Genomic DNA, 25,287 nt, shown 5'->3' with positions numbered 1-25,287 from the left:
GTCCGGGCTCTCCCCTAATCCCACTCTCCCGGAATAAAAAAGCCCCGGAGGCATCTCCGGGGCTTTCGTCGTTTCCAACCTTACGAATCGTCAGACGCTTACGTCCGTGTCCGCATCCGCATCATGAAGCTGTCATAGCTGAGCTCGGCGACCTGCATCCACGCCAGCGACTCGTTCCTGAATGCCGACAGGCTCGTGTACATCTTGTTGAAGTGCGGATTGGTCTTGCTGAGATCGGCGTAGATCTCGTTGGCGGCGTTGTAGCAGGCCTCCAGCACTTCCTGCGGGAACGGCTTTAGGATCGCACCGGCCACCAGCAGGCGCTTCAACGCAGACGGGTTGACGTAGTCGTATTTGCCGGTGACCCATGTGAAGGTGTCGCGCGACGCCATCTCGATCACGGATTGATAGTGCTTCGGCAGCGCGTTCCATTTGTCGCGATTAATGACGTTGTGGCCCTGGCCGGTGCCTTCCCACCAGCCCGGATAATAATAGTATTTTGCGACCTTCACGAAGCCGAGCTTCTCGTCGTCATAGGGCCCCACCCATTCGGCAGCATCGATCGTGCCTTTCTCCAGCGCCGGATAGATGTCGCCACCTGCGATCTGCTGCGGCACGCCGCCGACCTTGGCGATGATCGTGCCGGCGAAGCCGCCGACGCGGAATTTCAATCCCCTGAAATCCTCCATCGACTTGATCTCCTTCCGGAACCAGCCGCCCATCTGGGCGCCGGTCGAACCGGTTGGAATGCCGAGCGCGTTGTATTCTTTCAGGAGGTCGTTGAGCATCTCGGTGCCGCCACCGAACAGCAGCCAGGAAATATGCGCCCGCGTGTTCAGTCCGAACGGCAGCGAGGTGCCGAAGGTGAAGGCGGGGTTCTTGCCCCAATAATAGTAGAGCGCGGTGTTGCCCATCTCGACCGTGCCGTTCGAGACAGCGTCGAGTACCTGCAGGCCCGGGACGATCTCACCGGAGGCGAACGGCTGGATCTGGAATTTGTTGTCGGTGGCCTCAGCGACGCGCTTGCAGAAATACTCGCAACCGCCGTAGAGCGTATCGAGCGCCTTGGGCCAGCTCGCGGCCAGCCGCCATCTCACTTCCGGCGAAGATTCCGCGATGGCCGGCGCAGCAACCGCTGTGCTTGCCGCCAGGCCAACGCCTGTCACTTTCAGGAATTCACGACGTTTCATGCGTATCCCTCCGTTGTGCCGATTGCTCGACTAAGGGAACGATCTTCGTGTCGTCTTTGCTTCGCCGATAACCGACTTGTCTTTTGGTGAAGGTGTGAGCGTGTCCGACGGCCCTTCAGGGCTCTTTGTGGATCCCGTGCGTTGCGGTTCCGGCCATCAGGATGACCGGTCGCCTTGCGATAATCAAGCGTCGTAGCGTGCTCGCAGTTGCGAAGCCGATCTGGCCAGCCGGCTTTGGTTCGAAACCAGAGCCAAAACACGTAAAACCCCGGAGATGTCACCATCTCCGGGGTTCTCATTCTTTAGTCGTGGGAGTCGTCTACCGCCTCACGTCTTGGTCCGCATCCGCGCCATGAAGCTGTCATAGCTCAGCTCGGCCACCTGCGTCCAAGGCAACGAGTCGTTCTTGAAAGCCATCATGCTCGCATGCATCTTGCCGAAATGCGGATTGGTCTTGGACAGGTCCGCATAGATCTCGTTGGCTGCGTTGTAGCACGCCTCGAGGACCTCCTGCGGAAAGCCCTTGAGGATCGCACCGTTCACGATCAGCCGCTTCAGCGCCGGAGCATTCACCGCATCGTACTTGCCGGTGATCCAAGTGAAGGTGTCACGTGACGCCGCATCGATCGCCGCCTGGTAGTGCTTGGGCAGCGCGTTCCACTTCTCGATGTTCATGATGTTGTGGCCCTGGCTCGTGCCTTCCCACCAGCCGGGATAGTAGTAGTACTTCGCGACCTTGGCGAAGCCGAGCTTCTCGTCGTCATAGGGACCGACCCACTCGGCCGCGTCGATGGTGCCCTTCTCCAGCGCCGGATAGATGTCGCCGCCGGCGAGTTGCTGTGGCACGCAGCCGAGCTTGGCGAGGATCGTGCCGGCGAAGCCGCCGATGCGCATCTTCAGGCCTTTGAGGTCGTCGACCGTCTTGATCTCCTTCCTGAACCAGCCGCCCATTTGCGCGCCGGTCGACCCGGTCGGGATGCCGTAGACGTTGTGCTCTTTCAGGAGATCGTTGACGAGATCCTGTCCGCCGCCCCACAGCAGCCAGGAAATCTGCTGGCGCGTGTTCAATCCGAACGGAAGGGCGGTTGCGAACGTGAACGCGGGGTTCTTGCCCCAATAGTAATAAAGCGCGGTATTGCCGATCTCGACCGTGCCGTTCGACACGGCGTCGAGCACCTGCAGGCCCGGGACGATCTCGCCCGCCGCAAAAGGCTGGATCTGGAATTTGTTGTCGGTAATGTCGGCGACCTGCTTGCAGAAATATTCGCAGCCGCCATAGAGCGTATCGAGGGCTTTCGGCCAGCTGGTGGCATAGCGCCACCTGACCTCGGGCGACGATTGCGCGATCGCGGGCGCAGCGACGGCTGTGCTCGCGGCCAGGCCGACGCCTGTCACCTTCAGAAAATCACGACGTTTCATGCGTATCCCTTCCATTGCGTCGATGCTTCGACCAGGGAACGATCTTGCTGTCGTCTTGTCTTTGTCGACGATCGACGTTCTCTTGTTGAGATTGTTTGAGCGTTTCCGAATGGCCCTGATGGGCTCTTTTTGTTGGAATTCCGATCATTGCGGTTCCGTCAGCAAGGATGACCGGTCGCCCTGCGATAATCAAGTCTCATGCCCTCCTCGCAACTGCGAATGAGGGCAGACGCAAGTCGGAACCATCAGCGATCTGCTACGCGATTAGGCGATAACAAAAGGGAGGCTCGCGCATGACGGGCAAAAAGGTCCTGGTCGCTGGGGCAACCGGTCTCGTCGGTAACGCCGCGTTGCGACACTTCGGCACATCCAGCCCTTGCGAGGTCATCGCGCTGTCGCGACGCAAGCCGCGCGACCTCTACGGCGCCCGCCACGTCCCCATCGACCTCACCAGCGAAGCCGATTGCCGCCGCGCCGCAGCGGAGCTTCAGGGCGCCACCCATTTGATCTACGCCGCGCTCTACGAGGCGCCGCAGCTCGTCGACGGCTGGCGCGACCCGCAGCAGATCAAGACCAATGATTTGATGCTGCGCAATTTGATGGCCGCGCTCGAGCCGGTCGCGCCGGACCTCAAGCACGTCGCTCTGTTGCAGGGCACCAAGGCTTACGGTGTTCACGTTCGCCCCCTGACGGTGCCGGCGCGCGAAGGCCGCTCCGAGATGTACGAGCAGCCCAACTTCTACTGGGCGCAGGAAAGCTTCCTGCGCGAGCTCCAGGCCGGGAAAGCCTGGCACTGGAGCATCTTGCGCCCCGTTCTCATCGTCGGCCTCGCCATGGGTGGCGCCATGGATCTCATCCCGCCACTCGGCGTCTATGCCGCGATGCTGCGCGAGCAGGGCAGGCCGCTCGACTTTCCCGGCGGCGCCGCGCGGGTGGCGCAGGCCGTCGACGTCGATCTCCTCGCGCGCGCGATCGCCTGGTCGGGCGAGGCCAAGGCGGCACGGAACGAAGCTTTCAACGTCACCAATGGCGATGTCTTCACCTGGGAGAACATCTGGCCCGCGGTGGCCGATGCGCTGGAGATGAAGCCCGGCAAGCCGATCCCGCTATCGCTCGCCAAGGAGTTTCCCAATTGGGTCTCTTCTTGGGATGCGTTGCGACGCAAGCATGACCTCCTGTCGCCGGACCTCACCGACTTCGTCGGCCTCTCGTTCCAGTATGCCGATTACAGCATGCGCTATGGCCAGACCGAGTCCGGTCCGCCCTCGATCGTCTCGACCGTGAAGATCAACCGCGCCGGCTTCACCGAGATGATGGACACCGAGGACATGTTCCGGAAGTGGTTCAAGCAAGCCAAGAAGAGCCGGCTGCTTCCATAGAGATCGTTACTACGAAGGCAGTCCATCCAGTCGTGCACCCACCGCGTGACCTGGATGCTGATTTCGGCGAGACCACAACTCCGGCACGAAACAGGCGGCGCCCTTGGAGCCGCCTGAGCGGTTTAACGTCAGAGCAGATGACCTACTGGCAGAGATGCTGGAGGCCGTCGCTACCCTTGAAATAGGTGCCGGGCCGGCAGACGATGCCGTTGCGGGCAGCATACGTACTCCAGCTGCCGTTCCAGCCCATCTCGCCGTACGACATGCCGTACGGCATGCCGGGCGACATGGCGTAGGAATTGCCCCAGTTGCCGACAGTCGCGTTCGCCGCTGCCGGCTGGCGATATGCCGTTCGCCGAGTTGATGGCCGATATCGATAGTCGGGGGTGGTCCCCGTTCCAAGACCCGTGCAGCTGGCGAATTCAGCTTGGCATGCGTCCGGATTGGAGTTGTACCACTGCGCCTGTGCAGCAGAGCTGGACAGGGCAGATGCCACAACAACGACCGCACCAACAATTTTTAGATTTATCATGGATTGCTCCTTACGGTTGGACCGTGGTGCAAGATGCCACGTGTGTCAGTATCCGGTTTTTTTGCGCGCAAAACATCAAATCGACGTGACCCGTTGGGCGAGCACGAACAGAACGAGCATCCCGGTGTCATCATTCGCGACCACTATCCTGACACTGCTCGGCCTGACCATTGGCTTCTCGGGGCTATCAATCGCTATGACCAGCGCAAGAATTTGGAGGAGGCCGAAGCCAACGCTATCGTGGTCGAATAGGACGCAACCTGCTGTAATCATGAGTCCGCACACGGTTGGACATAGCGCGGGCTGCGGCCGATGCCGGCTTCTGATCGCGAAGCCGAACTCATGGTTCAACATTCACGGCTTTGGCATAGCTACGCTTCATCTATAAATCTCTTCCGTGGATCAGCGACAGGAGGCAAGAATGAAGCGATCAATTGCCTTGTCAGCGTCGCTAATCATTGGCTTCTCAGTTGGAAGCAATGCAGGCAGCGAGTGCTGCAACTTACTGCCAACACGTTGGCTATCCCGCAAATTGTGTCGTTCGGACCGGCGTCATAGTCGCGCCAACCCGTGATGTTCGCGGAATGCCACCATCAATTGATGCGGGCCCGAGCGGCGTTATGAGGCAGGACTTGTTCGCAAGGAATAATCCGAACAATTTGCAATCGAATGGCCCGGTCCACCCGCTCAACCGGGGCAGTTCTAGCCGTTATTTCGCGAACGCCGTCTCCATCGCCTTTCGAGTCCTGATCGTCTCGTTGTTGGCGTCGAACTCCACATCGCTCCAGCGCACGATCTCGCCATGGCCGACGTCGTGCTTCAGCTTCAGGCGATGTGCGAGACCGATCGGCAGGGCGCCCGCCTTCAGGCTCGCGGCCGCCGGCACCAGCTTGCCCCACACGGTGTAGCCGCCTTCGCCGTCCAGCATCTCGCCGGCGCGCAGATTGCGCTTGGCCACGGCGGCGACGTCGCCGCGGAAGCCATAGGGCTGGCCGGTCGGCTCGCCCCGCAGCGCCGCCGACAGGATCGAGATGTTCAGCTCGAGCCCGATCAGATGGTATGGCTTGTACATCGCCGCGAAGCGTCCGCTGCCGTCGGTCTTCAGGCCGTATTGCCTGAAGCAATCGGCGGCATAGTCGTTCGGCGCCTCCAGCACGATATAGACGCCCCAGCGCAAATCGCGAAACACCGGCCGGCCGTCGCGCTCGAGCGAGGAGACGACTTCCACCACGCCCGACCGCTCCAGCACGCCGCCGCGTTCGCGCGGCCGCATGATGTGTGGCAAATCGTCGACGCCACAGGGCGGAAACAGCAAGCCGCTCGCGGGCACGTCGAGCCCGCAGGCGTTGGCGATGGCGGCCATCTCGATCGCCGATTTGGTGCCGTCGAGGAAGGAGTTGAACATCTGCGGGTTCATGCCGGCCGACTGCGCCTCGTCCGCGGTGAGACCATAGTGCTGCCAGACGCCGTCAGGCGTCACGTCGTGATAGGCCGGCAGATACTTTGTCCCTTTGCCGGCTGCGACCACGCGAAAACCGATGGCGCGTGCCCAGTCGACCATCTCGGCCGTCAGCGCCGGTTGGTCGCCATAAGCGAGCGAATAGACCACGCCCGCCTTCCGCGCTTCCTCGGCGAGCAGTGGGCCCGCCAGCACGTCGGCCTCGACATTCACCATCACGATATGCTTGCCCGCGGCGATTGCCGCGCGTGCGTGGCGGATGCCGACGGCGGGATTGCCGGTCGCTTCCACCACCACGTCCATCGCGCCGCCGGCGATGGCGCGCGCGCCATCATCGGTGAACACGGTCGCGGCAATCCGCGCCGCATCCCAGCCCACGGTGCGGCAGGCCTCGCGCGCGCGGTCGCGGTCGATATCGACGATGATGGGTACTTCCAGCCCCGGCGTGTGCGGCACCTGCGCCAGAAACATCGAGCCGAACTTGCCGGCGCCGATCAGCGCGACGCGGACAGGCTTGCCGGCGCTGGCGCGGGCCTGGAGGAGGCGGAAGAGGTTCATGGGAATGTATCCTGAGCAATGATCGTGTCCCGGACGCGGCGCAGCGTGAAACGCTGCTCCGCAGTGCCGGGACCCAGAGGAAAGCTGTTTGTGTAGTGTGGGCCCCGGCTCAGCAGCGCATCACTGACGTGCTGCGCTGCGTCCGGGGCACGAGACCTGTTTACTCTGCCGCTTGCCGCGGTGCCCGTGCCAGCCGCACCAGCGCGTCGTCGTCCACCGTCTTGATCGGCGCGAAGTCGCGATGGGCGATATACTCCGGCCGGGTCGGTGTGCGGATGTAGTTCGAGACCGCGTTCAGCGTCAGGTACACGATCTTGCGCGGATAGGGTGTGATGTTGCCGGCCGAGCCGTGCACGAGATTGCCGTGGAACATCAACATGCCGCCGGGCTTGCCTGTGGGCGCGACAATGCCGCCCTGCTTGACGAGGCGCGTCACCGTGTCCTCGTCCAGCGTCCAAAGCGGATAGGACGTTGTTGCAAGGTCGTGCGAGGCCTGGAGGTCGCCGGCGTTCTGGCTGCGCGGCACCAGCATCAAGGGACCGTTGATCGGCATCACCTCGTCGAGGAAGATCGCGATGTTCATCGCGCGCGGCTCGGGCATGCCGTCGTCGCGCTTCCAGGTGCCGTAATCCTGGTGCCATTGCCAGACGTCGCCGGTAAAGGCCGATTTCGCGTTGATCTTGAACTGGTGCATGTAGACCGGCTCGCCGAACAATTGCTCGACCGGCTCGATCATGCGCGGATGCGCACCGAGCACGCCAAAGGCATCGTTGTAGAGATGCGCGGCAAAGGCCGTGCGCGGCGCGCCGCTCTTCTCGCGCCAGACCTCTGGCCGGTTGGCGTCATAGATGCCGACCGCCTCGCGCGCGAGGAAGTCGACCTCCTCCTGGCTGAACAATTCGGGCAGGAACAGCCAGCCCTCGCGGTGGAAGAACTCCAATTGTGCCTCGGACAGTTTCATGGGTCGTCCTCCTTGGTTTTGTTTTTCTCGTCATTCCGGGGCGCGCGAAGCGCGAGCTACGGTGCGCAATTGCGCACCTGAGAATCCATTTCTCTGCAGTCTCCGAGGCCCAATGGATTCCGGGCTCGATGCTGCGCATCGCCCCGGAATGACGGCGCTTGTCGCTACGCCGCCGCTTCGTCCGTCGCCCTCAATCTCTCCTCGGTCTTTCGCCCTGCCGTCTGCGCATGCGCCAGCGCGGCGCGCTCGGCCGCCTTCGCGTCGCCTGCGAGAATGTGCTTTGCGATGTTGGCATGCTCGGCCCATGCGCTGCCGCGATAATCGAGCTCGGAGAGCACCGTCGCCATCGAGCGGCGCATATGCGGCCATTGCGGCGCGATCGTCTCCTCGATCACGGGATTGCCCGCGAGCTGATAGATCGCGCGATGAAAATCGACGTCGAGCACGATCAGCTCGGCGAGCGACGTCTTGCGGTCGATGCGGCGTCCGGCGGCAAGGGCTGCGTCCAGCCGCGCGCGTCCCGCCGCGTCGCTTGCGGCGCGCTGAGCAGCGAGCCGGGCGGCCAGCGCGTCGATGGCGCCGCGCACCTCGTAGAGCTGGCGGATGCGCGACGGGTCGAGCTGGGTGACTTCAAAGCCGCGACGGCCGCTCTCGGCGACGAGGCCCTGCCGGTGCAGCAGATGCAGCGCATGCGACACCGGCTGACGCGAGACGCCGAGCTTGTCGGCGAGCTCGTTCTGCCGGATGCGCTGGCCGGGCTGCAGCGTGCGGTCGGAGATCGCCTCCAGGATCCGCGCATAGACCTGGTCGATCAGGTTCGGGAGCGGGTCGAGAGGGATCACGCCGGCAGCTCCGAATGCCAAAGGGAATACGGAATTCCGTGTTCGAAGGTACTCCGCGAGGGGGAGGGCGTCAAGACGGGCTGTGGCGCCCATTTAGGGCGTCATTTGGCGTCCCGCTAAGTCATTGATATCGCGAGGCTCGTCTACTGTGCATGGGGTTGTTTTCGCCAAAAGGGCCTGGCGGGGCCGAGCGCCTACTTCTTCTTCCCCTGCTCGATCAGGATCCGGCTCATCAGATAGAGCCGCGGCACGATCGAGTTGGTGTCGATGAACTCGTCGCGCGCGTGATAGCCGAAGCCGGCGAGGCCGAAGCTCTCGACCACGACCGCCTTGCCGCTACGGTTGGCATAGCCGGCATCGGTGGCGCCGCCGGTCATCTCGGCGATGTCGAGCTTGCGGTCGATCTCGGCATAGATCGCCTGCCCCTCCTGCGCCAGAGCACGGCCCCGATCGCTGGCGACGAAGGGCGGGCGGCCCGCCGTGATCGTCACCCTCGTTTCGGTGTCGGGCACGAACTTCTCCTTCACCTTCGCGTCGAGCGCCGCCTGCAATTTGGCGATGCCATCGGGGATGGTGAGGCGGATGTCGGCGCCGGCCTCGGCCTTTTCCGGAATCTGGTTGCGCACCGTGCCGGCCTGCGCCGTGGTCCAGTTGAGCTGCGTGCCCGGGATCGACTTCGCCACGTCCTTCGTCTGCTGCAATTGATGCGCGAGCTCGATCAGCGCGTTGCGGCCGAGATCGGGCGCGGCGCCGGCGTGCGAGGCGCGGCCCGTCACCTCCATCTTCGCGGTGGCGGTGCCGCTCGCTCCCAGCAGCAGCCCGTCATTCTTCGCCGCCGGCGCGGCGACCGTCGGTTCGCAGGAGAGCACCACGTCGTGCTGGTCGGCGAGCTCTGCGATGATCTCGCCCGACCCGATCGAGCCGACCTCTTCATCCGGATTGAAGGACACGGTGAGCCTGGCATAGTCCTGCCAGCCGGCGTCCTTCAGGATCTTGAGCGCGTGCAGGACCACGGCGATGCCGCCCTTGTCGTCGGCGATTCCAGGGCCGTAGATGCGGTTGCCGTCGACACGATACGGCTCGCTTCCGAGAATGCCGCGCTGATAGACCGTGTCCATATGCGCGATCAGCATCAGCTTTCGCGACCCGGTGCCCTGGAAGGTGGCGATCACCATGTCGGCGCCCGTACCCGCGGTGGTCTTGCGCCGCTCGATGGTGGCGCCCAGCGCCTTCAAGCGCGCTTCGGTGAAGTCGGCCATCTTCTTCAGGCCTTCGGCATCGCTGCTGCCGCTCTCGATCATCACCATGTCGCGCAGCGTCTCGATCAGCGGCGCCTTCTCCTGCTCGGCGGCGGCCTTGAGCTTCTCGTCGGCGGCCGCAAGCGCGGTAGTGCTGCCGGCGGCGAGGCTGAGCAGGGACAAAGCGAGCAGGGGAATGAAGCGAGCTGTCATGGAAGCATCCTTTCGCGTCTTGAGCGCTGGCACCGCGCGCGATTGGACTTCAGCGTAGCATCGGGGCTGTCCGGATGCCACGTTCCGCTAGCGCTCCAGCACCTCCACCTCCAGGGCCGCGATCCGGTCGGCATCGGCGAGCGCCTCGATCCCGGCAATGCGGTCGCCATTGAACGTCACGCGCAGCGCGATGCGCAGATGTCCGCCGAGGATGACGGCCACGCCCATCTCGCCGTCGACCAGCGCCGTCCGTGCAGCCTGCGCACGGCCCTTGTAGAGCTGCGCGACGGCATCCGCGCCGCGGATCTGCGGCAGCGTGCCGAGCCGCACCGCGGCGTCGTCGGCGCGAAACACGACGTCGGGATCGAGCACGGCCAACAGGCCCTCGAAATTGCCCTCGCGCGAAGCTTTGAGGAAGGCGTCGACGATCTTGCGCTGGTGCGACAGATCCGCCTCCGGCACCGGCGCACCCTGGACGCGCCGCCGCGCGCGGCTCGCAAGCTGGCGCGAGGCGTCGACCGAGCGACCGACGATCGGCGCGATCTCCTCGAACGGGACTGCGAACATGTCGTGCAGCACGAAGGCGAGCCGCTCCGCCGGCTGCAATGTCTCGAGCACGACGAGGAGGGCCGCGCCGACGGAATCGGCCATCTCGGCCTCGCGCTCCCGCGTCTCGTCGACCGGCTCGGGCACGTGCGGGCCCATCGGATCCTCGCGCCGCGATTTGCGTGCGCGCAGCATGTCGAGGCAGATGCGCGCGACCACGGTGGTCAGCCAGCCCCGCAGGTTCGCGACATCAGACATATCGTAGCGGCTGACCCGCAGCCAGGCCTCCTGCACGGCGTCGTCGACCTCGGCGCGGGAACCCAGCATCCGGTAGGCGACCGCGCGCAAATGGTCCCTGCTGGCTTCGAACTGGTGGCTGAGAAAATTTTCTTCCGTCATCGGTCACACTCCCACATCGCGATCCGTCATGCCCATGACGAAGCCAATCCGGTCGATGTGACCGGAACCGTCGAAATTCCCCAACGGAGACGCAAGATGATGCATGCGCGCATGAACCACCCCGTCATGGTCCTGCCTGAGGCCATGAACCACCTTCAATCCCTCGGCAATTTGACCAAGCAGGGCCTGCCGGAAAAGCTCCTGGAACTGGTGCACCTGCGCGCCAGCCAGATCAATGGCTGCAGCGTCTGCGTCGACATGCATCCGAAGATCGCCCGCAAGCTGGGCGAGACCGACGAGCGGCTGTTCGCGGTGTCGGCCTGGCGCGATGCGCCCTATTTCACCGACGCCGAGCGCGCCGCGCTGGCGCTGACCGAAGCCGTCACACGCATTGCCGATCGCGAAGACCCGGTGCCGGATACGATCTGGATGGAGGCCGACAAGCATTTCGACGAACGCGAACTCGCAACGTTGATCCTCTCGATCGCGACGATCAACGTCTGGAACCGGCTGAACGCGACGATCAAGATGCCCGTCGGTGTCTGCAAGGTGTGAGTTTCTGTGCCCTCTCCCCTTGCGGGAGAAGGCAGCGCCGCTGGGAGATACGAACTCTCTTGGGTGAGGGGTATTTCTCCGCAGACTCATTTGCAGATGTGATCCTTCTCCCACATCCGCCTTCGCCTGAAGGCTTCGGCGGACAAGAGGGGAGAAGGAAGAAAGAGAGCTACTCCGCCAGAAACCTGTTCACGACCTCGCCGAACTCCATTGGTGCCTGCTCGAACATCCAGTGGCCTGTATTCTCGATCACCGCCGTCTTGCTGCCTGCGATGTGCTCGGCCAGCACGCGCCACATCACAGAGAGGCTGCCGGTGGTCGCGCCGCCGCCGATCAGCAGCGTCGACGTCCGGATCGCCTGCGCATCCGCGAGCGTGTAGGGCCTGCGCTGCTCGTTGATCTGGCCGAGGAAGGTGAGCGTGTTGTCGCGCAGTTGTTGCTTGGCGGCTGCCGGTACGCGCCGCCAGGAGCCGTCGCCTTCGATGCCCTCGTAGAAATTCTGCAGCGCGCCGTCGAGATCGCCGGCGCGGATCATCTCGACCGAACGCGCGGTGCGAGCGGCGAGCGGCGGATGCGCGGGCGTGCCCTCCGGCACCGGCAGGCTGGCGTCGAGATCGCCGCCCGGCTCGGCCAGCACCAGCTTGCGCAACAGATCAGGCCGCGCCTGCGCGACGCGGAAGGCGATGTGGCCGCCGCGCGAATGGCCCATCAGGTCGACCGGTCCGGGCTTGACCTGCTCGATGAAGGCGATCGTGTCAGCGACGTGCTGCGCCATCTTGTAGTCGTCTCCGACGGCGTCCCAATGCTCGGGGAAGAAGTGCCGCAGGCTGACCGAGATCACCCGATGATTCTTCGATAAGGGGCCGAGCACCGAATACCAGGTGCGGAAATCCCCGAGCGTGCCGTGCACGCAGACCAGCGGATAGCCCTCGCCGACTTCGAGATAGGCCATGTCGTAACCGTTGACGCGAAATGTCTGCATGATCAGCTCGCCAGGAAGTCCAGGACAACTTCGGAGTATTTCTGCGGCGCCTGCTCGAACATCGGATGCGTCGCGTTCGGGATGATCGCCGTCCTGGAGTAGGGCACGTGCGCGGCAAGCGCATGCAGCACTTTCGGCAGCAGGCCCTTGGTCCGTGCGCCAAGGATGAACAGCGTCGGCATCTTGATCGATTCCGCATCCGCCTTCGAGAACGGCGGCCGGTTGTCGCGGACCTGGCCGATCAGCGTATAGGCGTTGTCGCGCAGATTCTGCTTCACCATTGCCGGCAACCGCGGCCAGGTGCCGGCGCCCTCCAGCGTGTCGACGAACACGGCAAGGCCGCCGTCGACATCGCCGGCCGCGATCTTCTCCGCCGAGGCCGTGAAGCGCGCCAGCAGCGGCGAGGGGCCGCCGACGTAGTCCGGATCGAGGCTCGCATCGAGCTCGCCGCCCGGCTCGGCCAGGACCAGCCGCCGCAGCAGATCGGGACGCGCCTGCGCCGCGCGGAAGCAGATATGCCCGCCGCGGGAATGGCCCATCAGGTCGACCGGACCGAGGTCGAGCGTCTCGATGAAGGCGATGACGTCCTGGACATGCTGGGCGATCGAGTAGGTGTCGCCGACGCCGTCCCATCTTGCCGGGAAGAAGTGCCTCAGGCTGACAGCGATCACCCGGTGCCGCTGCGTCAGCGGCCCGAGCACGCAGCCCCAGATGCGGAAGTCATTGAGCGAGCCATGCACACAGACCAGCGGCGGCCGGCTCCTGTCTTCGCCCACGTCGAGATAGGGCATGTCGTATCCATTGACGTGGAGGCTTTGCATTCTGGACTCGCGGGAAGGGGCAGGAACTCCTGTGCAAGATTCCCGGAAACCGGGTGGATCGCAACTATTTCCAAGCCTAGATTTAGGCGGAGATCACAATGGGGGCATGCGACGGGGACGCAAGCTCAGGAACCAAGCCATGACCGACCAGCATTTTGCCCTGTTCGACACCAGGATCGGCCTTTGCGCCATCGCCTGGGGCCCGCGTGGTATCAACGGCACGCAACTGCCGATGGGCGGCGAGGACAAGATCCGCACCCGCATCAGCCAGCGCCACGCTGACGCCAGCGAGGCCGAGCCGACCGCCGAGGTCCAGCAGGCGATCGACCGCATCACAAAATTGCTTGCGGGCGAGCCGGATGATCTCACCGACATTCCGCTCGATCTCGACGGCGTGCCCGACTTCAACCGCGGCGTCTACGAGATCGCCCGCGCCATCCCGCCGGGCAAGACCATCACCTATGGCGACATCGCCAAGCAGCTCGGCGGCGTCCAGCTGTCGCGCGATGTCGGCCAGGCGCTCGGCCGCAACCCGTGCCCGATCGTCGTGCCCTGCCATCGGGTGCTGGCGGCCGGCAACAAGCCCGGCGGCTTCTCGGCGAATGGCGGCGTGGTGACGAAGCTGAAGATGCTCGAGATCGAAGGCGCACTGGTGAACCACACGCCGAGTCTGTTTGATTGAGGCTCAAGGTCTCGCGCCCCGGAAGCGGTGCCGTAGGGTAGGCAAAGCGAAGCGTGCCCACCAGTCGGTCATAATCGGGAGAGATGGTGGGCACGGCGCTTCGCCCCTCTGCCCACCCTACGAAATCTCTAGATCTTCGCCGCCGCCTTCGGCCAATATTTGTCCCGCAGATGCCGCTTCACCAGCTTACCCGTCGGCGTGCGCGGCAGCTCGGCTTCGAAATCGATCGAACGCGGGCACTTGATCGCGGAGAGGCGGGTCTTGCAGTAGGCGATCAGGTCGGCCTCGAGCTCCTTGCCGGCGCGCGTCATGTCGTGCGGCTGCACCACCGCCTTCACCTCTTCGCCCATCTCCTCGTTCGGCACGCCGAACACGGCGACGTCGGCAATCTCCGGGTGGGTGATGAGCACGTCCTCGGTCTCCTGCGGGTAGATGTTCACCCCGCCCGAGATGATCATGTAGGACTTGCGGTCGGTGAGGAACAGGAAGCCGTCCTTGTCGAGGTAGCCGACATCGCCGAGCGTCGACCATCCCTTGGCGTTGTAGGCCTTCTTCGTCTTCTCGGGGTCGTTGTGATAGGTGAACGCGGGCGCGTCGGCGAAATAGACCGTGCCGATCTCGCCCACCGGCTGCTCCTCGTCGTTCTCGTCCAGAATCTTGATCTTGCCGACCACGGCGCGGCCGACGCTGCCGCGATGCTCCAGCCATTGCTGCGAGTTGCAGACGGTGACGCCGTTGCCTTCCGAGCCCGCGTAGTACTCGATCAGGATCGGCCCCCACCATTCGATCATTTTTGCTTTCACGTCGACGGGACATGGCGCAGCAGCGTGGATCGCGCCTTTCAGCGTCGAGACATTATACCTGGTGCGAACCTCATCCGGCAGCTTCAGCATGCGCACGAACATGGTCGGCACCAGCTGTGACTGGGTCACCTTGTACTTTTCGACGAGCCTGAGAAAATCCTCGGCGTCGAAATGCTCCATGATGATGGAGGTGCCGCCCAGCACGATCGCCATCATGTTGAAGCGCAAGGGAGCCGCGTGATAGAGCGGCGCCGGCGAGAGATAGGTGCTCCCGGCGTTCATGCCGCACATGTCGGCGCAGAGCACGCGCAGGAAGGCGTTCGGCACGTCGATCTTATTGCCTTCGAACGCCTTCTTGATGCCCTTCGGCCGGCCGGTGGTGCCCGACGAATACAGCATGTCGTAGCCGGCGACTTCGTCCGCGATCGGCGTTGTCGGCTGTGCGGACGCTTCCTTATCGTAGGAACGGAAGCCGGGCAGGGGCTCGTCGACCATGTAGAAGATCGGCTCGCCTGCGGTCCCCTTGATCAGGGCCTTGATCTGGTCGGCGCATTTCGGCGTGGTGATCACGACCTTGGCGCCGCAATCGCCGATGATGTAGTCGATCTCGTCCTGCTTCAGATAACGGCTGATGGCGGTGTAATAGAGCCCGCTTCGTTGCGCCGCCCAGCAGATCTCCATGAAGGCGAGGCGGTTTTCCATCAGCAGCGCGATGTGGTCGCCGGCCTTCAGGCCGAGCGAGCGGAAAAGCTGCGCGCCCTGGTTCGAGAGCTGGTCGAGCTCGCGATAGGTGATCGCCTTGCCGGTGCCGGCCATCTGGTAGGCGACCTTGTTGGGGGTGGTCTTGGCGTAGACGGACGGATGGGTCATGGCGTTTCCTCAAAAAAAGAGGCGAGCGGTGAATGGCGATAGGGGCGGAAGCCGCTCCCCATCACCACTCACCACTCGCCATTTGTTCTTCGCTTTTCTTCTTACAGTCGTTCGACGATCGTCACATTGGCCATGCCGCCGCCTTCGCACATGGTCTGAAGACCATAACGCTTGCCGCGCTGGTGCAGGGCGTGGACCAGCGTCGTCATCAGCTTGGTGCCGGAGCCGCCGAGCGGATGGCCGAGCGCGATGGCGCCGCCATTGACGTTGAGCCTGTCCGGATCGGCGCCGGTGGTCTTCAGCCAGCCGGTCGGCACCGAGGCGAAGGCCTCGTTGACTTCGAACAGGTCGATGTCGCTGATCTTCATGCCGGCCTTCTCCAGTGCCTTCTTGGTGGCGTGCAGCGGAGCATCGAGCATGATGACGGGATCGCCGCCGGTCATGGTCATGTGATGGATGCGGGCGAGCGGTGTGAGGCCGAGCTGCTTGAGGCCGCGCTCGTTCACCACCATCACACCGGAGGCGCCGTCGCAGATCTGGCTGGCGCTGGCCGCGGTGAGCTTGCCGTTCTCGGCGATCAGCTTGACGCCCTTGATGCCGTCGAGCGTGGCGTCGAAGCGGATGCCTTCGTCGATGTGGTGGGTGTCCTTGCTACCGTCGGCGCGGGTGATTTCGAGCGGCACGATCTCCTTCTTGAAGTGGCCGGCTTGCGTCGCCGCGATCGCGCGCTGATGGCTGTTGAAGGAGTACTCGTCGAGATCATCCTTCGACAACCCGTACTTCTCCGCCATCATCTCGGCGCCGGTGAACTGGCTGAACACGATGTTCGGGTACTTCGCCTCGATGCCCGGGCTCTTGTAGTTGCCGAAGCCGTTCTTGGCCGGAAGCTGCGAGGACAGGCCCATCGGCACGCGCGTCATTGATTCCACGCCGGCGGCGATCACCACGTCCATCGTGCCGGACATGACGGCCTGCGCCGCGAAGTGCAGCGCCTGCTGCGAGGAGCCGCACTGACGGTCGATCGAGGTGCCCGGCACGCTCTCCGGCAGCTTCGAGGCCATGATCGCGTTGCGTGCGACGTTGTTGGACTGCTCACCGACCTGCATGACGCAGCCCATGATCACGTCCTCGACGATGGCGGGATCGACCTTGGTGCGATCGACCAGCTCGTCCAGCACTTTCGCGGCGAGATCGGCTGGATGCCAGCCGGCGAGGCGGCCCCCCTTGCGCCCGCCCGCGGTACGCGCAGCGGCGACGATGTAAGCCTCGGCCATTTCGGTCTCTCCCTGGATTGTTCTGAATTGGGTTGTCGGCGCGGATTTAAGGGACGGGATATCGTTTAGTCAATCGATCAATTAACTCTTGTGATGAGGCGCTGCTTCGGCTTATCTGCGGCCCGCTCATGTGGGGCAGAACAGGGATTTCCGTGACTACCAGCGTACCGAACAGGCTCCCCAGCGGAAAAAATTCCACGGCAGAGAAATTGCTCGTGGCCGCGAGCGAGCTGATGATCGAACGCTCGTCCATCGAGATCTCGCTCTCCGACATCGCGCAGAAGTCGGGCGCCAATGCCGCACTGGTCAAATATCATTTCGGCAACAAGGACGGCCTGTTGCTTGCGCTGCTCGCGCGCGATGCCGCGACCGAGATGTCCAATCTCGAATATTTGCTGGCGCAGCCGATCACGTCGACGGCGAAGCTGAGGCTGCATATCGCCGGTATCATCCGAGCCTATCATCGGTTCCCCTACATGAACCGGCTGATCCACTACCTCCTGCACGAAAGCGTTGCGGGCTCCGCCGACGAAGTCTCAAAATTCTTCGTCGCGCCGCTGCTGGATTTTCATCGCCGGCTGCTCGCTGAGGGCGTCAGCCGCGGCGAGTTCCGCGCGACCGATCCGGTGCTGTTCTACACCAGCCTGATCGGCGCCTGCGATCACCTGTTCTTTGGCCGGCACGCGATGTCTCGCGCGACCGGCGTCGGTCCGGTCACCGATGACGTCTGCCGGCAATACATCAAGCACATGGAAACGCTGATCTGCGGCGGCATCCTCACGCAAGCCGGGGAAGCTGCCGCGGCCGGATAATCCGGCCATCACTCTCAAGTCTAGAGAAGAAACGCCCAAGGAAAGGTACAAGCGATGCAGTTGAAAGACGTAGCCGTTCTCATCACCGGCGGTGGTTCGGGTCTCGGCGAAGCGACCGCCCGCGCCATGGCGGCCAAGGGCGCCAAGATCGGCGTGATCGACCAGAACAAGGACAACGCCGAGAAGGTCGCCGCCGAGGTAAAGGGCGTCGCGCTTCATGCCGACGTCACCAGCGAGGAGCAGATCAAGGCGGCGATCGCGAAGGCGGAAGCCGCGCATGGCGTTGCCCGCGTGCTGATGAACTGCGCCGGCATCGGTGGCTCGCAGCGCATCGTCGGCCGCGACGGCGTCTATCCGCTCGAAAAGTTCGCGCGCATCATCAACGTGAACCTGATCGGCACCTTCAACTGCCTGCGTCTGTTCGCCGAGCGCCTCGTCACCATCGAGCCGGTCGGTGAAGAGCGCGGCGTCATCATCAACACCGCTTCGGTTGCCGCGTACGAAGGTCAGATCGGCCAGATCGCCTATTCGGCCTCGAAGGGCGGCGTCGTCGGCCTGACGCTGCCGGCCGCGCGCGACCTCGCCAGCCAGAAGATCCGCGTCAACACCATCGCGCCCGGCCTGTTCTTCACGCCGCTGCTGATGGGTCTGAACGAGGAAGCCCGCAAGAGCTTAGGGGCCCAGGTGCCGCATCCCTCGCGCCTCGGCGATGCCAAGGAATACGGTGCGCTTGCCGTGCATATGGTCGAGAACCCGATGCTCAACGGTGAGACCATCCGCCTCGACGGCGCCATCCGCATGGCGCCGCGGTAGTAGAGGCGTACTCCGCTGCCGTCCTTCTCCCCTTGTGGGAGAAGGTCGCGCGAAGCGCCGGATGAGGGGTTCTCTCCGCGGAGACAGACCCCTCACCCAAGCGAACTCTGGGCTCACAGCGATCATGCCCTCTCCCACAAGGGGAGAGGGCGCAGCAATCGGCACCGCGATCGGCGGCAAGCAGGAGCGCTCCCATGTCCCAACCGCTGCTGATCGAGCACAACGACGGCGTCGACACGGTGACGCTCAATCGTCCTGAAAACCTCAACGCGCTCGATCCTGTGCTGATCGATGCGCTCAACGTCTACTTTCAGAGCCTCCAGCGCAACCGCGATACACGCGTCGTCGTGCTGAAGGGAGCAGGCAAGAACTTTTGCGCCGGCCTCGATCTCAAGGCGGCGATGACGCGCCGTGCCGGGCAGCAGGAGCCGCCCGGCGTCACGGAGTCCCTGGATTCGCAACGGCGCATCGCGGACATCGTGATGCTGATGCGGCGCTGTCCGCAGCCGATCATCTCTCTGGTGCAGGGCGCGGCGGCCGGCGGCGGGTTTGCGCTGGCGCTTGCGTCCGACATCCGCATCGCGACGAAATCGGCGCGCATGAACTGCGCCTTCATCAAGCTCGGCCTTGGCGGCTGCGACATCGGCACCAGCTACTTTCTGCCGCGGCTTGTCGGCGTTTCCGTCGCCTCCGAGCTGATCCTCACCGGACGTTTCATCGGCGCCGAACGCGCGCTCGCGGTCGGACTCGTCTCCGAGGTCGTCGATGAAGACGGGCTCGATGCTGCTGCTGCGCCCTATGTCGATGCGATGATGACGGCCTCGCCCGTGGGGCTGCGCCTGTCAAAGGAATGTCTCAACATGAGCGTCGACGCGGGATCGCTGGAAGCCGTCATCGCGATGGAGGACCGCAATCAGGTCCTGTGCAGTCGCTCCGAGGAATTTTCGGAAGGCATCAGGGCCTTCCTTGAGAAGCGAAAGCCTGTCTATATCAGGCGCTGAAACGAGAACGATCCGCAAAGGACGATAATTCCGGGAGACGCAAAATGAGTGGAAGCGCGGCGGCAGTGATGACGAAGCCCGCCTTTCGCAAGGTCGAGTGGCTCGCGCGCGACATCGACGTCGAACGCCGCGACGACGGCACGGTGGTGCTGAAGTCGCGCATTCCGCTGCAGGCTTACGAGACGCATCTTCCGGCCTCGCTGGCGAAATGGGCCAAGGAGGCGCCCGAGCGCATCTGGCTCGCGCAGCGCGGCGGAGCGAACCGCGAATGGCGCAAGGTGTCGTATGGCGAAGCCAAGCGCACTGTGGATGCGCTGACGCAGGCGCTTCTCGATCTCAAGCTTGAGGGGCGCCCGGTCACGATCCTCTCCGGCAATTCGATCGAGCATGCGCTGATGACGCAGGCCGCGATGCAGGCGCGCTCGCCGGCGGCTCCCGTGTCACCGGCTTACTCCTTGATGAGTCATGATCACGTCAAGCTGAAATACCTGTTCGACCTGATCAAGCCGGCCGTGGTGATGGTGCAGGACGGCCCGACCTTCGAGAAGGCGCTGAAGGCGCTCGACCTCGCCGGCGTCACCGTCGTTCACGTCGTGCGCCCCTGCGACGGCGTCAAGAGCGTCAGCTTTGCCGAACTCGCGGCAACGCCCGTGACCCCAGACGTCGACGCGTCGATCGCGAAGATCACGCCGGATACCGTCGGCAAGCTGCTGTTCACGTCCGGCTCGACCGGCATGCCCAAGGCCGTCATCAACACGCAGGAGATGATGTGCGCCAATGCGGCGATGATGATGCAGGTGCGGCCACGCACCGCGGGCGGCCCGTTGGCCACCGTGCTCGACTGGATGCCGTGGAATCACACCATGGGCGGCAATGCCGCGTTTCACCCGGTGCTGGTCGACGGCGGCACGCTCTATATCGACGACGGCCGGCCGATGCCGGGCCAGCTTGAGGAAACCATCAAGAATCTACGCGAGATCTCGCCGACCTATTACGCCAACGTGCCGGCCGGCTATGCCGCGCTCGCGGCTGCGATGGAAAAGGACGACGCGCTGTGCCGCTCGTTCTTCAAGAACCTTTCGATCATGGCCTATGGCGGCGCGCGGCTACCCGATGATCTCTATGAACGCATGCAGGCCCTCGCCGTGAGGACGACCGGCGAGCGCATCGTGTTCTACACCGGCTGGGGCTCGACCGAGACGGCGCCGACCTCGACCGGTACCTATTGGGACACCGAGCGCGTCGGCCTGATCGGCCTGCCGTTCCCCGGCGTGGAATTGAAGATGGTGCCGTGCGGCTCGAAATACGAGCTGCGCCTGCGCGGCGTCAACGTCACGCCCGGCTATTTCGGTCAGCCGGACCTGACCAAGAAGATGTTCGACGAGGAAGGTTTTTATTGCATCGGTGACGCTGGCATCTTCGTCGACGATTCCGATCCGGTGAAGGGCATCATCTTTGCCGGCCGCGTCGTCGAGGATTTCAAGCTCACCACCGGCACCTTCGTCCATGTCGGCTCGCTGCGTACCGATGCGATCGCGGCCGCGACGCCGGTCGTGCATGACGCGCTGGTTGCGGGACAGGATCGCGCCTTCATCGGACTGCTCGCCTGGCCAAACCTGCACGCCTGTCGCCAGCTTGTCGGCAGTGCCGATCTCAGCTTTGAGGATGCCGTAAAACATCCCGAGGTGGTCGCCTGCTTCAAGCGCGGGCTGGAGACCCACAACAAGGAATGTGAAGGCGCCAGCAGCCGCATTATCGCCCGTGCCATGCTGATGGCCGAGCCGCCCTCGATCGACGGCAACGAGCTCACCGACAAGGGCTACATCAACCAGCGCGCGGGCCTGGAACGTCGTGCGGCGCTGGTGGAGCGGCTCTATGCGGACAAGCCGGACCAGGATGTGATCGTGCTGCGATGAATCAAGACTGTCTCCAATCGTCATTCCGGGGCGCGCCTAGCGCGAACCCGGAATCCATCAGGCCGCAAGCGCGCGGCGAAATGGATTCCGGGCTCGCGACTTCGTCGCGCCCCGGAATGACAGTAAGAAAAAGGTAGCCCGCCATGAATTTCGATTTCTCAGACGACCAGAAGCAGCTCCGCGACCAGGCGCGCAAATTCCTCGCCGAAAAATGCTCGCCCAAGGCGGTGCGCGCCGTGCTCGACGGCAAGGCGCCCTACGACAAGGAGTTGTGGAAGGGCCTCGCCGAGATGGGTTTCCTCGGCGTCGCGATCCCCGAGGAGTTCGGTGGAGCCGGTGCGGGCCATCTCGAGCTCTGCGTGATCGCAGAGGAAATGGGCAGGGCGAACGCGCCGGTGCCCTTCTCCTCGACCGTGTATCTTGCCGCCGAGGCACTGCTGATCGCGGGCAGCGATGCGCAGAAGAAGAAATGGCTGCCGGCGATCGCCGCGGGCGAGGCGATCGGCACGCTGGCGCTGTTCGAGGGCAAGGGCAATCCGTCGCCGAAGAACGTCAAGCTCACCGCTGCGAACGGCGTGCTCAACGGCGTCAAGAAGCCGGTTGCCGATGGTACGGTCGCCGACTTTGCTGTGGTTGCCGCGCGCACGGGATCGAGCGGACGCGACGGTGACATCTCGCTGTTCCTGGTTGACCTCAAGGCGGGTGGCGTCGAGGTGAAAAGCCTCACCAATCTCGACCCGACCCGCGGACAGGCCGAGATCACCTTCAGGGATTGCAAGGCCGAGCCGCTCGGTGCCACCGGCGAAGGCTGGAGCATCCTCACTCAGGTGCTCGACCGTGCCGCGGTACTGTGCGCCTTCGAGCAGGTCGGCGGTTCCGACCGCGCGCTTGAGATGGGCCGCGACTACGCGCTCGACCGCATCGCTTTCGGCCGCCAGATCGGCTCGTTCCAGGCGGTCAAGCACATGCTGGCCGACATGTATGTCTCGGCCACGCTGGCGCGCTCCAACAGCTATTACGGCGCCTGGGCGCTTTCGACCAACGCCAGCGAATTACCGGAAGCGGCCGCCGCCGCGCGCATCAGCGCGACACAGGCGTTCCAGCACTGCGCCAAGAACAACATCCAGGTTCACGGCGGCATGGGTTTCACCTGGGAGTTCGACTGCCACATGTACTACCGCCGCGCCAACGCGATGGCGTTGGGGCTCGGCAGCCTCAGCTATTGGGAAGACCAGTTGATCGACCGCATGCGCAAGAAGAACGCGGCGTAAGCGAAGGATCACGTCATGAACTTCGACGACACCCCGCAGGAAGCCGAATTCCGCGCCACCGCCCGCGCCTGGATCGGCGCGAATGCGCCCAAACAATACGAGGAAGAGCTGCGCAAGTCTTCGCTGGGCCGCACCCAGCTCAAGAACGCCAACATCCTCGAAGTGGCAAAGGCCTGGCAGAAGAAGAAGGCCGATGCCGGCTGGGCCTGCCTGCACTGGCCGAAGGAGTATGGCGGCCGCGGCTCGTCGCCGATCGAGCGCGTGATCTGGCAGCAGGAAGAGGGGCCGTTCGGCCAGCTCTCCCGCATGTTCATCATCGGCCACGGCATGTGCGGGCCGACCATGATGGCGTTCGCGCGCGAGGAGCATAAGCGCACGTACCTCCCGCCGCTCGCCTCCGGCGAAAAGGTCTGGTGCCAGCTGTTCTCCGAGCCGGCCGGCGGCTCGGACGTCGCGGGCCTGCGCACGCGCGCCGAGAAGGACGGTGATGACTGGGTGATCAACGGCCAGAAGATCTGGACGTCGGGCGCGCATTATTCCGACTACGGCATCCTGCTCACCCGCACCGATCCGACCGTGCCCAAGCACAAGGGCCTTACCATGTTCTTCCTGGACATGAAGAGCCCGGGCGTCGAGGTGCGGCCGATCAAGCAGGCGAGCGGCGCATCCGACTTCAACGAGGTCTATTTCACCAACGTCCGCATTCCCGATCATCAGCGTCTCGGCGAGGTCGGTGACGGCTGGAACGTCTCGCTGACCACGCTGATGAACGAGCGCAGCGCGATCGGCGCGGCCGTCTCGACCGGGTTCCCGGAGCTGTTCGAATATTGCTCCAGCCTGATGCTTGATGACGGCCCGGCGATCGAGGATCGCGCGGTGCGCTCGAAGCTCGCGAACTGGGCCGTGAAGGCGAGCGGGCTGAAATACACCAGCATGCGAGCGATCTCGGCGCTGTCGAAGGGCGAGCGCCCGGGTCCGGAGAATTCGATCGGCAAGCTGGTGGCGGGCTCGATGATCCAGGACGTCGCGACCTACGCGCTGGATCTGCAAGGTGCAAGCGGCGTCGTCAGCGCCGAGGATGGCGAGCTCGCCGGCCGTTTCCAGGCGATGCTGCTGCGCGCGCCCGGCACCCGCGTCGAAGGCGGCACCGACGAGATCATGCGCAACATCATCGCCGAGCGGGTGCTGGGCCTGCCCGGCGATATCCGTGTCGACAAGGACGTGCCGTTCAACAAGATCCCGACGAAGGGAAGATGAGTCCGTGTCCCGGACGCGATGCAGCGCGTAGCGCTGCTTCGCAGAGCCGGGACTTAGAAGGCTACAATGGGCCCCGGCTCTGCAGCGCACCGCTTCGCGCTGCGCAGCGTCCGGGGCACGAAAGAGGAGAGCTCGAAGATGAATTTCGACGATACCCCGCAGGAAGCCGCATTCCGCGTGACCGCGCGCCAATGGGTCGAGGCCAACGCGCCGAAGGAACTGCATGCCGAGCTGTCAAAATCCTCGCTCGGCCGCATCCGGCTTGCGAAGCACGACATCGTCGATGTCGGCAAGGCCTGGCAGAAGAAGAAGTTCGAGGGCAACTGGGCCTGCCTGCACTGGCCAAAGGAATATGGCGGCCGCGGCGCCACGCCGATCGAGCGCGTCATCTGGCAGCAGGAAGAGGGCGTCTACGGCAAGCTGACGCAGCCATTCCAGATCGGCGAGGGCATGTGCGGCCCGACCGTGATGGCTTTTGGCAGCGAGGATGCCAAGCGCCGTCATCTGCCAAAGCTCGCCTCCGGCGAGGAGATCTGGTGCCAGCTGTTCTCCGAGCCGTCCGCCGGCTCCGACGTCGCCGGTCTGCGGACGCGCGCGGAAAAGAAGGGCGACAACTGGGTCGTCAACGGCCAGAAGATCTGGACCTCTGGCGCGCATTATTCCGACTTCGGCCTGTTGATCGCACGCACCGATCCGAACGTGCCCAAGCACAAGGGCCTCACCATGTTCTTCCTGGACATGAAGAGCCCCGGCGTCGAGGTCCGCCCGATCAAGCAGGCCAACGGCATGCAGGAGTTCAACGAGGTCTATTTCACGGATGTGGTGATATCAGACAGCCAGCGCCTCGGCGCCGTCGGCGAGGGCTGGAGCGTGTCGCTGACGACACTGATGAACGAGCGGATGTCGATCGGCTCGCGGCTTGCGACCGGCGTCCCTGAACTGTTCGAGTTCTGCTCCAACCTGATGCTGGAGGACGGGCTCGCCATCGACGATCCGGCCGTGCGCTCGAAACTTGCGAGCTGGGCGGTGAAGTCGAGCGGGCTGAAATACACCAGCTACCGCGCGATCTCGGCGCTGTCGAAGGGCGAGCGGCCGGGCCCGGAAAATTCGATCGGCAAGCTGGTTTCGGGCATGATGCTCCAGGACATCGCAACCTATGCCATGGACCTCCAGGGCGCGGCTGGCGCTCTCACCGGCACCGACGAGGAGACGGTGCAGGGCCAGTTCCAGCAGATGCTGCTGTCCTCGCCCTCAATGCGCATCGCCGGCGGCACCGACGAGATCCTGCGCAACATCATCGCGGAGCGCGTGCTGGGATTGCCGGGCGACATCCGCGTCGACAAGGATGTGCCGTATAACAAGATCCCGACCAAGGGGCGTTGATCCAGCCTCTCGCTGTATCTCGTAGGGTGGGCAAAGCGAAGCGTGCCCACCATATGCAGATGCGCCGGAGCACGTTTGGCGGTGGGCACGGCGCTGGCGCGTTTTTGCCCA

Annotated in this window: 23 protein-coding genes; 11 read left to right on the top strand and 12 right to left on the bottom strand. The window is 64.0% G+C overall.

Annotated elements, in window-relative coordinates; genetic code table 11:
- Positions 1–98: 98 nt before the first annotated feature.
- Together JQ627_RS12790 and JQ627_RS12785 are read right to left on the bottom strand one after the other, a co-directional pair.
- The gene (locus JQ627_RS12790) at positions 99–1,190 is read right to left on the bottom strand and encodes a TRAP transporter substrate-binding protein (protein WP_212484568.1); all 1,092 of its coding nucleotides are present in this window, start codon (positions 1,188–1,190) and stop codon (positions 99–101) included.
- A gap of 327 nt (positions 1,191–1,517) precedes the next feature.
- Complete coding sequence (locus JQ627_RS12785) at positions 1,518–2,609, bottom strand: TRAP transporter substrate-binding protein (RefSeq protein WP_212484567.1); 1,092 nt, start codon at positions 2,607–2,609, stop codon at positions 1,518–1,520.
- A 293-nt stretch (positions 2,610–2,902) separates the two neighbouring features.
- On the opposite strand from JQ627_RS12785, the gene JQ627_RS12780 reads away from it, so the two are divergent.
- Positions 2,903–3,988, top strand: coding sequence for an SDR family oxidoreductase (locus JQ627_RS12780; protein ID WP_212484566.1), 1,086 nt, complete (start codon positions 2,903–2,905; stop codon positions 3,986–3,988).
- 142 nt (positions 3,989–4,130) lie between these two features.
- On the opposite strand, the gene JQ627_RS12775 is transcribed toward JQ627_RS12780, so the two are convergent.
- A complete protein-coding gene (locus tag JQ627_RS12775) occupies positions 4,131–4,520 on the bottom strand; it encodes a hypothetical protein (RefSeq protein ID WP_212484565.1) in 390 nt (129 codons plus the stop codon).
- 42 nt (positions 4,521–4,562) lie between these two features.
- Between JQ627_RS12775 and JQ627_RS12770 the strand changes: the two genes are divergently transcribed.
- Positions 4,563–4,772 carry a hypothetical protein gene (locus JQ627_RS12770; protein WP_212484564.1) on the top strand — a complete coding sequence of 70 codons (210 nt, stop codon included), beginning with the start codon at positions 4,563–4,565 and terminating at the stop codon, positions 4,770–4,772.
- Positions 4,773–5,229: 457 nt separating this feature from the next.
- Here the strand turns inward: JQ627_RS12770 and JQ627_RS12765 are convergent, their stop codons facing one another.
- The 5 genes from JQ627_RS12765 to JQ627_RS12745 all read right to left on the bottom strand — a co-directional run bounded on the left by JQ627_RS12765 (position 5,230) and on the right by JQ627_RS12745 (position 10,736).
- The gene (locus tag JQ627_RS12765; RefSeq protein ID WP_212484563.1) at positions 5,230–6,537 is read right to left on the bottom strand and encodes an NAD(P)H-dependent oxidoreductase; all 1,308 of its coding nucleotides are present in this window, start codon (positions 6,535–6,537) and stop codon (positions 5,230–5,232) included.
- Between the two features lie 160 nt (positions 6,538–6,697).
- Positions 6,698–7,498 carry a phytanoyl-CoA dioxygenase family protein gene (locus tag JQ627_RS12760; RefSeq protein ID WP_212484562.1) on the bottom strand — a complete coding sequence of 267 codons (801 nt, stop codon included), beginning with the start codon at positions 7,496–7,498 and terminating at the stop codon, positions 6,698–6,700.
- A 164-nt stretch (positions 7,499–7,662) separates the two neighbouring features.
- Complete coding sequence (locus JQ627_RS12755) at positions 7,663–8,340, bottom strand: GntR family transcriptional regulator (protein ID WP_212484561.1); 678 nt, start codon at positions 8,338–8,340, stop codon at positions 7,663–7,665.
- A 194-nt stretch (positions 8,341–8,534) separates the two neighbouring features.
- A complete protein-coding gene (locus tag JQ627_RS12750) occupies positions 8,535–9,791 on the bottom strand; it encodes a M20/M25/M40 family metallo-hydrolase (RefSeq protein WP_212484560.1) in 1,257 nt (418 codons plus the stop codon).
- Between the two features lie 87 nt (positions 9,792–9,878).
- Positions 9,879–10,736: a sigma-70 family RNA polymerase sigma factor gene (locus JQ627_RS12745; RefSeq protein ID WP_212484559.1), complete on the bottom strand. Its 858-nt coding sequence runs from the start codon at positions 10,734–10,736 to the stop codon at positions 9,879–9,881.
- Positions 10,737–10,835: 99 nt separating this feature from the next.
- Between JQ627_RS12745 and JQ627_RS12740 the strand changes: the two genes are divergently transcribed.
- Positions 10,836–11,291 (top strand): carboxymuconolactone decarboxylase family protein, encoded by a 456-nt coding sequence (locus JQ627_RS12740; protein ID WP_212484814.1) that lies wholly within the window; start codon positions 10,836–10,838, stop codon positions 11,289–11,291.
- A gap of 169 nt (positions 11,292–11,460) precedes the next feature.
- Here JQ627_RS12740 and JQ627_RS12735 read toward each other — a convergent pair whose 3' ends face one another.
- Positions 11,461–12,273 (bottom strand): alpha/beta fold hydrolase, encoded by an 813-nt coding sequence (locus JQ627_RS12735; protein ID WP_212484558.1) that lies wholly within the window; start codon positions 12,271–12,273, stop codon positions 11,461–11,463.
- Between the two features lie 2 nt (positions 12,274–12,275).
- Entirely contained in the window at positions 12,276–13,094 is an 819-nt protein-coding gene (locus JQ627_RS12730) for an alpha/beta fold hydrolase (protein ID WP_212484557.1), read from the bottom strand.
- Between the two features lie 139 nt (positions 13,095–13,233).
- Here JQ627_RS12730 and JQ627_RS12725 point away from each other — a divergent pair, with 139 nt between their 5' ends.
- Positions 13,234–13,776, top strand: coding sequence for a methylated-DNA--[protein]-cysteine S-methyltransferase (locus JQ627_RS12725; protein WP_212484556.1), 543 nt, complete (start codon positions 13,234–13,236; stop codon positions 13,774–13,776).
- A gap of 128 nt (positions 13,777–13,904) precedes the next feature.
- Here JQ627_RS12725 and JQ627_RS12720 read toward each other — a convergent pair whose 3' ends face one another.
- Both JQ627_RS12720 and JQ627_RS12715 read right to left on the bottom strand, forming a co-directional pair.
- Complete coding sequence (locus tag JQ627_RS12720) at positions 13,905–15,449, bottom strand: acyl-CoA synthetase (protein ID WP_212484555.1); 1,545 nt, start codon at positions 15,447–15,449, stop codon at positions 13,905–13,907.
- A 101-nt stretch (positions 15,450–15,550) separates the two neighbouring features.
- Entirely contained in the window at positions 15,551–16,723 is a 1,173-nt protein-coding gene (locus JQ627_RS12715) for an acetyl-CoA C-acetyltransferase (RefSeq protein ID WP_212484554.1), read from the bottom strand.
- Between the two features lie 128 nt (positions 16,724–16,851).
- On the opposite strand from JQ627_RS12715, the gene JQ627_RS12710 reads away from it, so the two are divergent.
- The 7 genes from JQ627_RS12710 (at position 16,852) to JQ627_RS12680 (ending at position 25,176) form a co-directional block, all read left to right on the top strand.
- Complete coding sequence (locus JQ627_RS12710) at positions 16,852–17,535, top strand: TetR family transcriptional regulator (RefSeq protein WP_212484553.1); 684 nt, start codon at positions 16,852–16,854, stop codon at positions 17,533–17,535.
- 54 nt (positions 17,536–17,589) lie between these two features.
- Positions 17,590–18,348, top strand: coding sequence for an SDR family NAD(P)-dependent oxidoreductase (locus JQ627_RS12705; protein WP_212484552.1), 759 nt, complete (start codon positions 17,590–17,592; stop codon positions 18,346–18,348).
- Positions 18,349–18,542: 194 nt separating this feature from the next.
- The gene (locus JQ627_RS12700; protein ID WP_212484551.1) at positions 18,543–19,349 is read left to right on the top strand and encodes an enoyl-CoA hydratase/isomerase family protein; all 807 of its coding nucleotides are present in this window, start codon (positions 18,543–18,545) and stop codon (positions 19,347–19,349) included.
- Positions 19,350–19,393: 44 nt separating this feature from the next.
- Positions 19,394–21,265: an AMP-binding protein gene (locus tag JQ627_RS12695; RefSeq protein WP_212484550.1), complete on the top strand. Its 1,872-nt coding sequence runs from the start codon at positions 19,394–19,396 to the stop codon at positions 21,263–21,265.
- 143 nt (positions 21,266–21,408) lie between these two features.
- Positions 21,409–22,536 (top strand): acyl-CoA dehydrogenase family protein, encoded by a 1,128-nt coding sequence (locus tag JQ627_RS12690; RefSeq protein ID WP_212484549.1) that lies wholly within the window; start codon positions 21,409–21,411, stop codon positions 22,534–22,536.
- Positions 22,537–22,551: 15 nt separating this feature from the next.
- Complete coding sequence (locus JQ627_RS12685) at positions 22,552–23,793, top strand: acyl-CoA dehydrogenase (protein WP_212484548.1); 1,242 nt, start codon at positions 22,552–22,554, stop codon at positions 23,791–23,793.
- A 138-nt stretch (positions 23,794–23,931) separates the two neighbouring features.
- Complete coding sequence (locus JQ627_RS12680; protein ID WP_212484547.1) at positions 23,932–25,176, top strand: acyl-CoA dehydrogenase; 1,245 nt, start codon at positions 23,932–23,934, stop codon at positions 25,174–25,176.
- Positions 25,177–25,287 lie beyond the last annotated feature (111 nt).

Source organism: Bradyrhizobium liaoningense (assembly GCF_018130785.1).
GTDB classification, from domain to species: Bacteria; Pseudomonadota; Alphaproteobacteria; order Rhizobiales; family Xanthobacteraceae; genus Bradyrhizobium; species Bradyrhizobium liaoningense_A.
This window is presented reverse-complemented; position numbering and strand designations above follow the sequence as displayed.

Bases quoted from the DNA above. Each gene is read 5' to 3' on its own strand.
- JQ627_RS12690 (WP_212484549.1), top strand. From the start codon at position 21,409: ATGAATTTCGATTTCTCAGACGACCAGAAGCAGCTCCGCGACCAGGCG.
- JQ627_RS12775 (WP_212484565.1), bottom strand. From the start codon at position 4,520: ATGATAAATCTAAAAATTGTTGGTGCGGTCGTTGTTGTGGCATCTGCC.
- JQ627_RS12685 (WP_212484548.1), top strand. From the start codon at position 22,552: ATGAACTTCGACGACACCCCGCAGGAAGCCGAATTCCGCGCCACCGCC.
- JQ627_RS12750 (WP_212484560.1), bottom strand. From the start codon at position 9,791: ATGACAGCTCGCTTCATTCCCCTGCTCGCTTTGTCCCTGCTCAGCCTC.
- JQ627_RS12745 (WP_212484559.1), bottom strand. From the start codon at position 10,736: ATGACGGAAGAAAATTTTCTCAGCCACCAGTTCGAAGCCAGCAGGGAC.
- JQ627_RS12680 (WP_212484547.1), top strand. From the start codon at position 23,932: ATGAATTTCGACGATACCCCGCAGGAAGCCGCATTCCGCGTGACCGCG.
- JQ627_RS12780 (WP_212484566.1), top strand. From the start codon at position 2,903: ATGACGGGCAAAAAGGTCCTGGTCGCTGGGGCAACCGGTCTCGTCGGT.
- JQ627_RS12740 (WP_212484814.1), top strand. From the start codon at position 10,836: ATGCATGCGCGCATGAACCACCCCGTCATGGTCCTGCCTGAGGCCATG.
- JQ627_RS12695 (WP_212484550.1), top strand. From the start codon at position 19,394: ATGAGTGGAAGCGCGGCGGCAGTGATGACGAAGCCCGCCTTTCGCAAG.
- JQ627_RS12725 (WP_212484556.1), top strand. From the start codon at position 13,234: ATGACCGACCAGCATTTTGCCCTGTTCGACACCAGGATCGGCCTTTGC.
- JQ627_RS12700 (WP_212484551.1), top strand. From the start codon at position 18,543: ATGTCCCAACCGCTGCTGATCGAGCACAACGACGGCGTCGACACGGTG.
- JQ627_RS12760 (WP_212484562.1), bottom strand. From the start codon at position 7,498: ATGAAACTGTCCGAGGCACAATTGGAGTTCTTCCACCGCGAGGGCTGG.
- JQ627_RS12785 (WP_212484567.1), bottom strand. From the start codon at position 2,609: ATGAAACGTCGTGATTTTCTGAAGGTGACAGGCGTCGGCCTGGCCGCG.
- JQ627_RS12715 (WP_212484554.1), bottom strand. From the start codon at position 16,723: ATGGCCGAGGCTTACATCGTCGCCGCTGCGCGTACCGCGGGCGGGCGC.
- JQ627_RS12730 (WP_212484557.1), bottom strand. From the start codon at position 13,094: ATGCAAAGCCTCCACGTCAATGGATACGACATGCCCTATCTCGACGTG.
- JQ627_RS12720 (WP_212484555.1), bottom strand. From the start codon at position 15,449: ATGACCCATCCGTCCGTCTACGCCAAGACCACCCCCAACAAGGTCGCC.
- JQ627_RS12765 (WP_212484563.1), bottom strand. From the start codon at position 6,537: ATGAACCTCTTCCGCCTCCTCCAGGCCCGCGCCAGCGCCGGCAAGCCT.
- JQ627_RS12710 (WP_212484553.1), top strand. From the start codon at position 16,852: ATGTGGGGCAGAACAGGGATTTCCGTGACTACCAGCGTACCGAACAGG.
- JQ627_RS12705 (WP_212484552.1), top strand. From the start codon at position 17,590: ATGCAGTTGAAAGACGTAGCCGTTCTCATCACCGGCGGTGGTTCGGGT.
- JQ627_RS12735 (WP_212484558.1), bottom strand. From the start codon at position 12,273: ATGCAGACATTTCGCGTCAACGGTTACGACATGGCCTATCTCGAAGTC.
- JQ627_RS12790 (WP_212484568.1), bottom strand. From the start codon at position 1,190: ATGAAACGTCGTGAATTCCTGAAAGTGACAGGCGTTGGCCTGGCGGCA.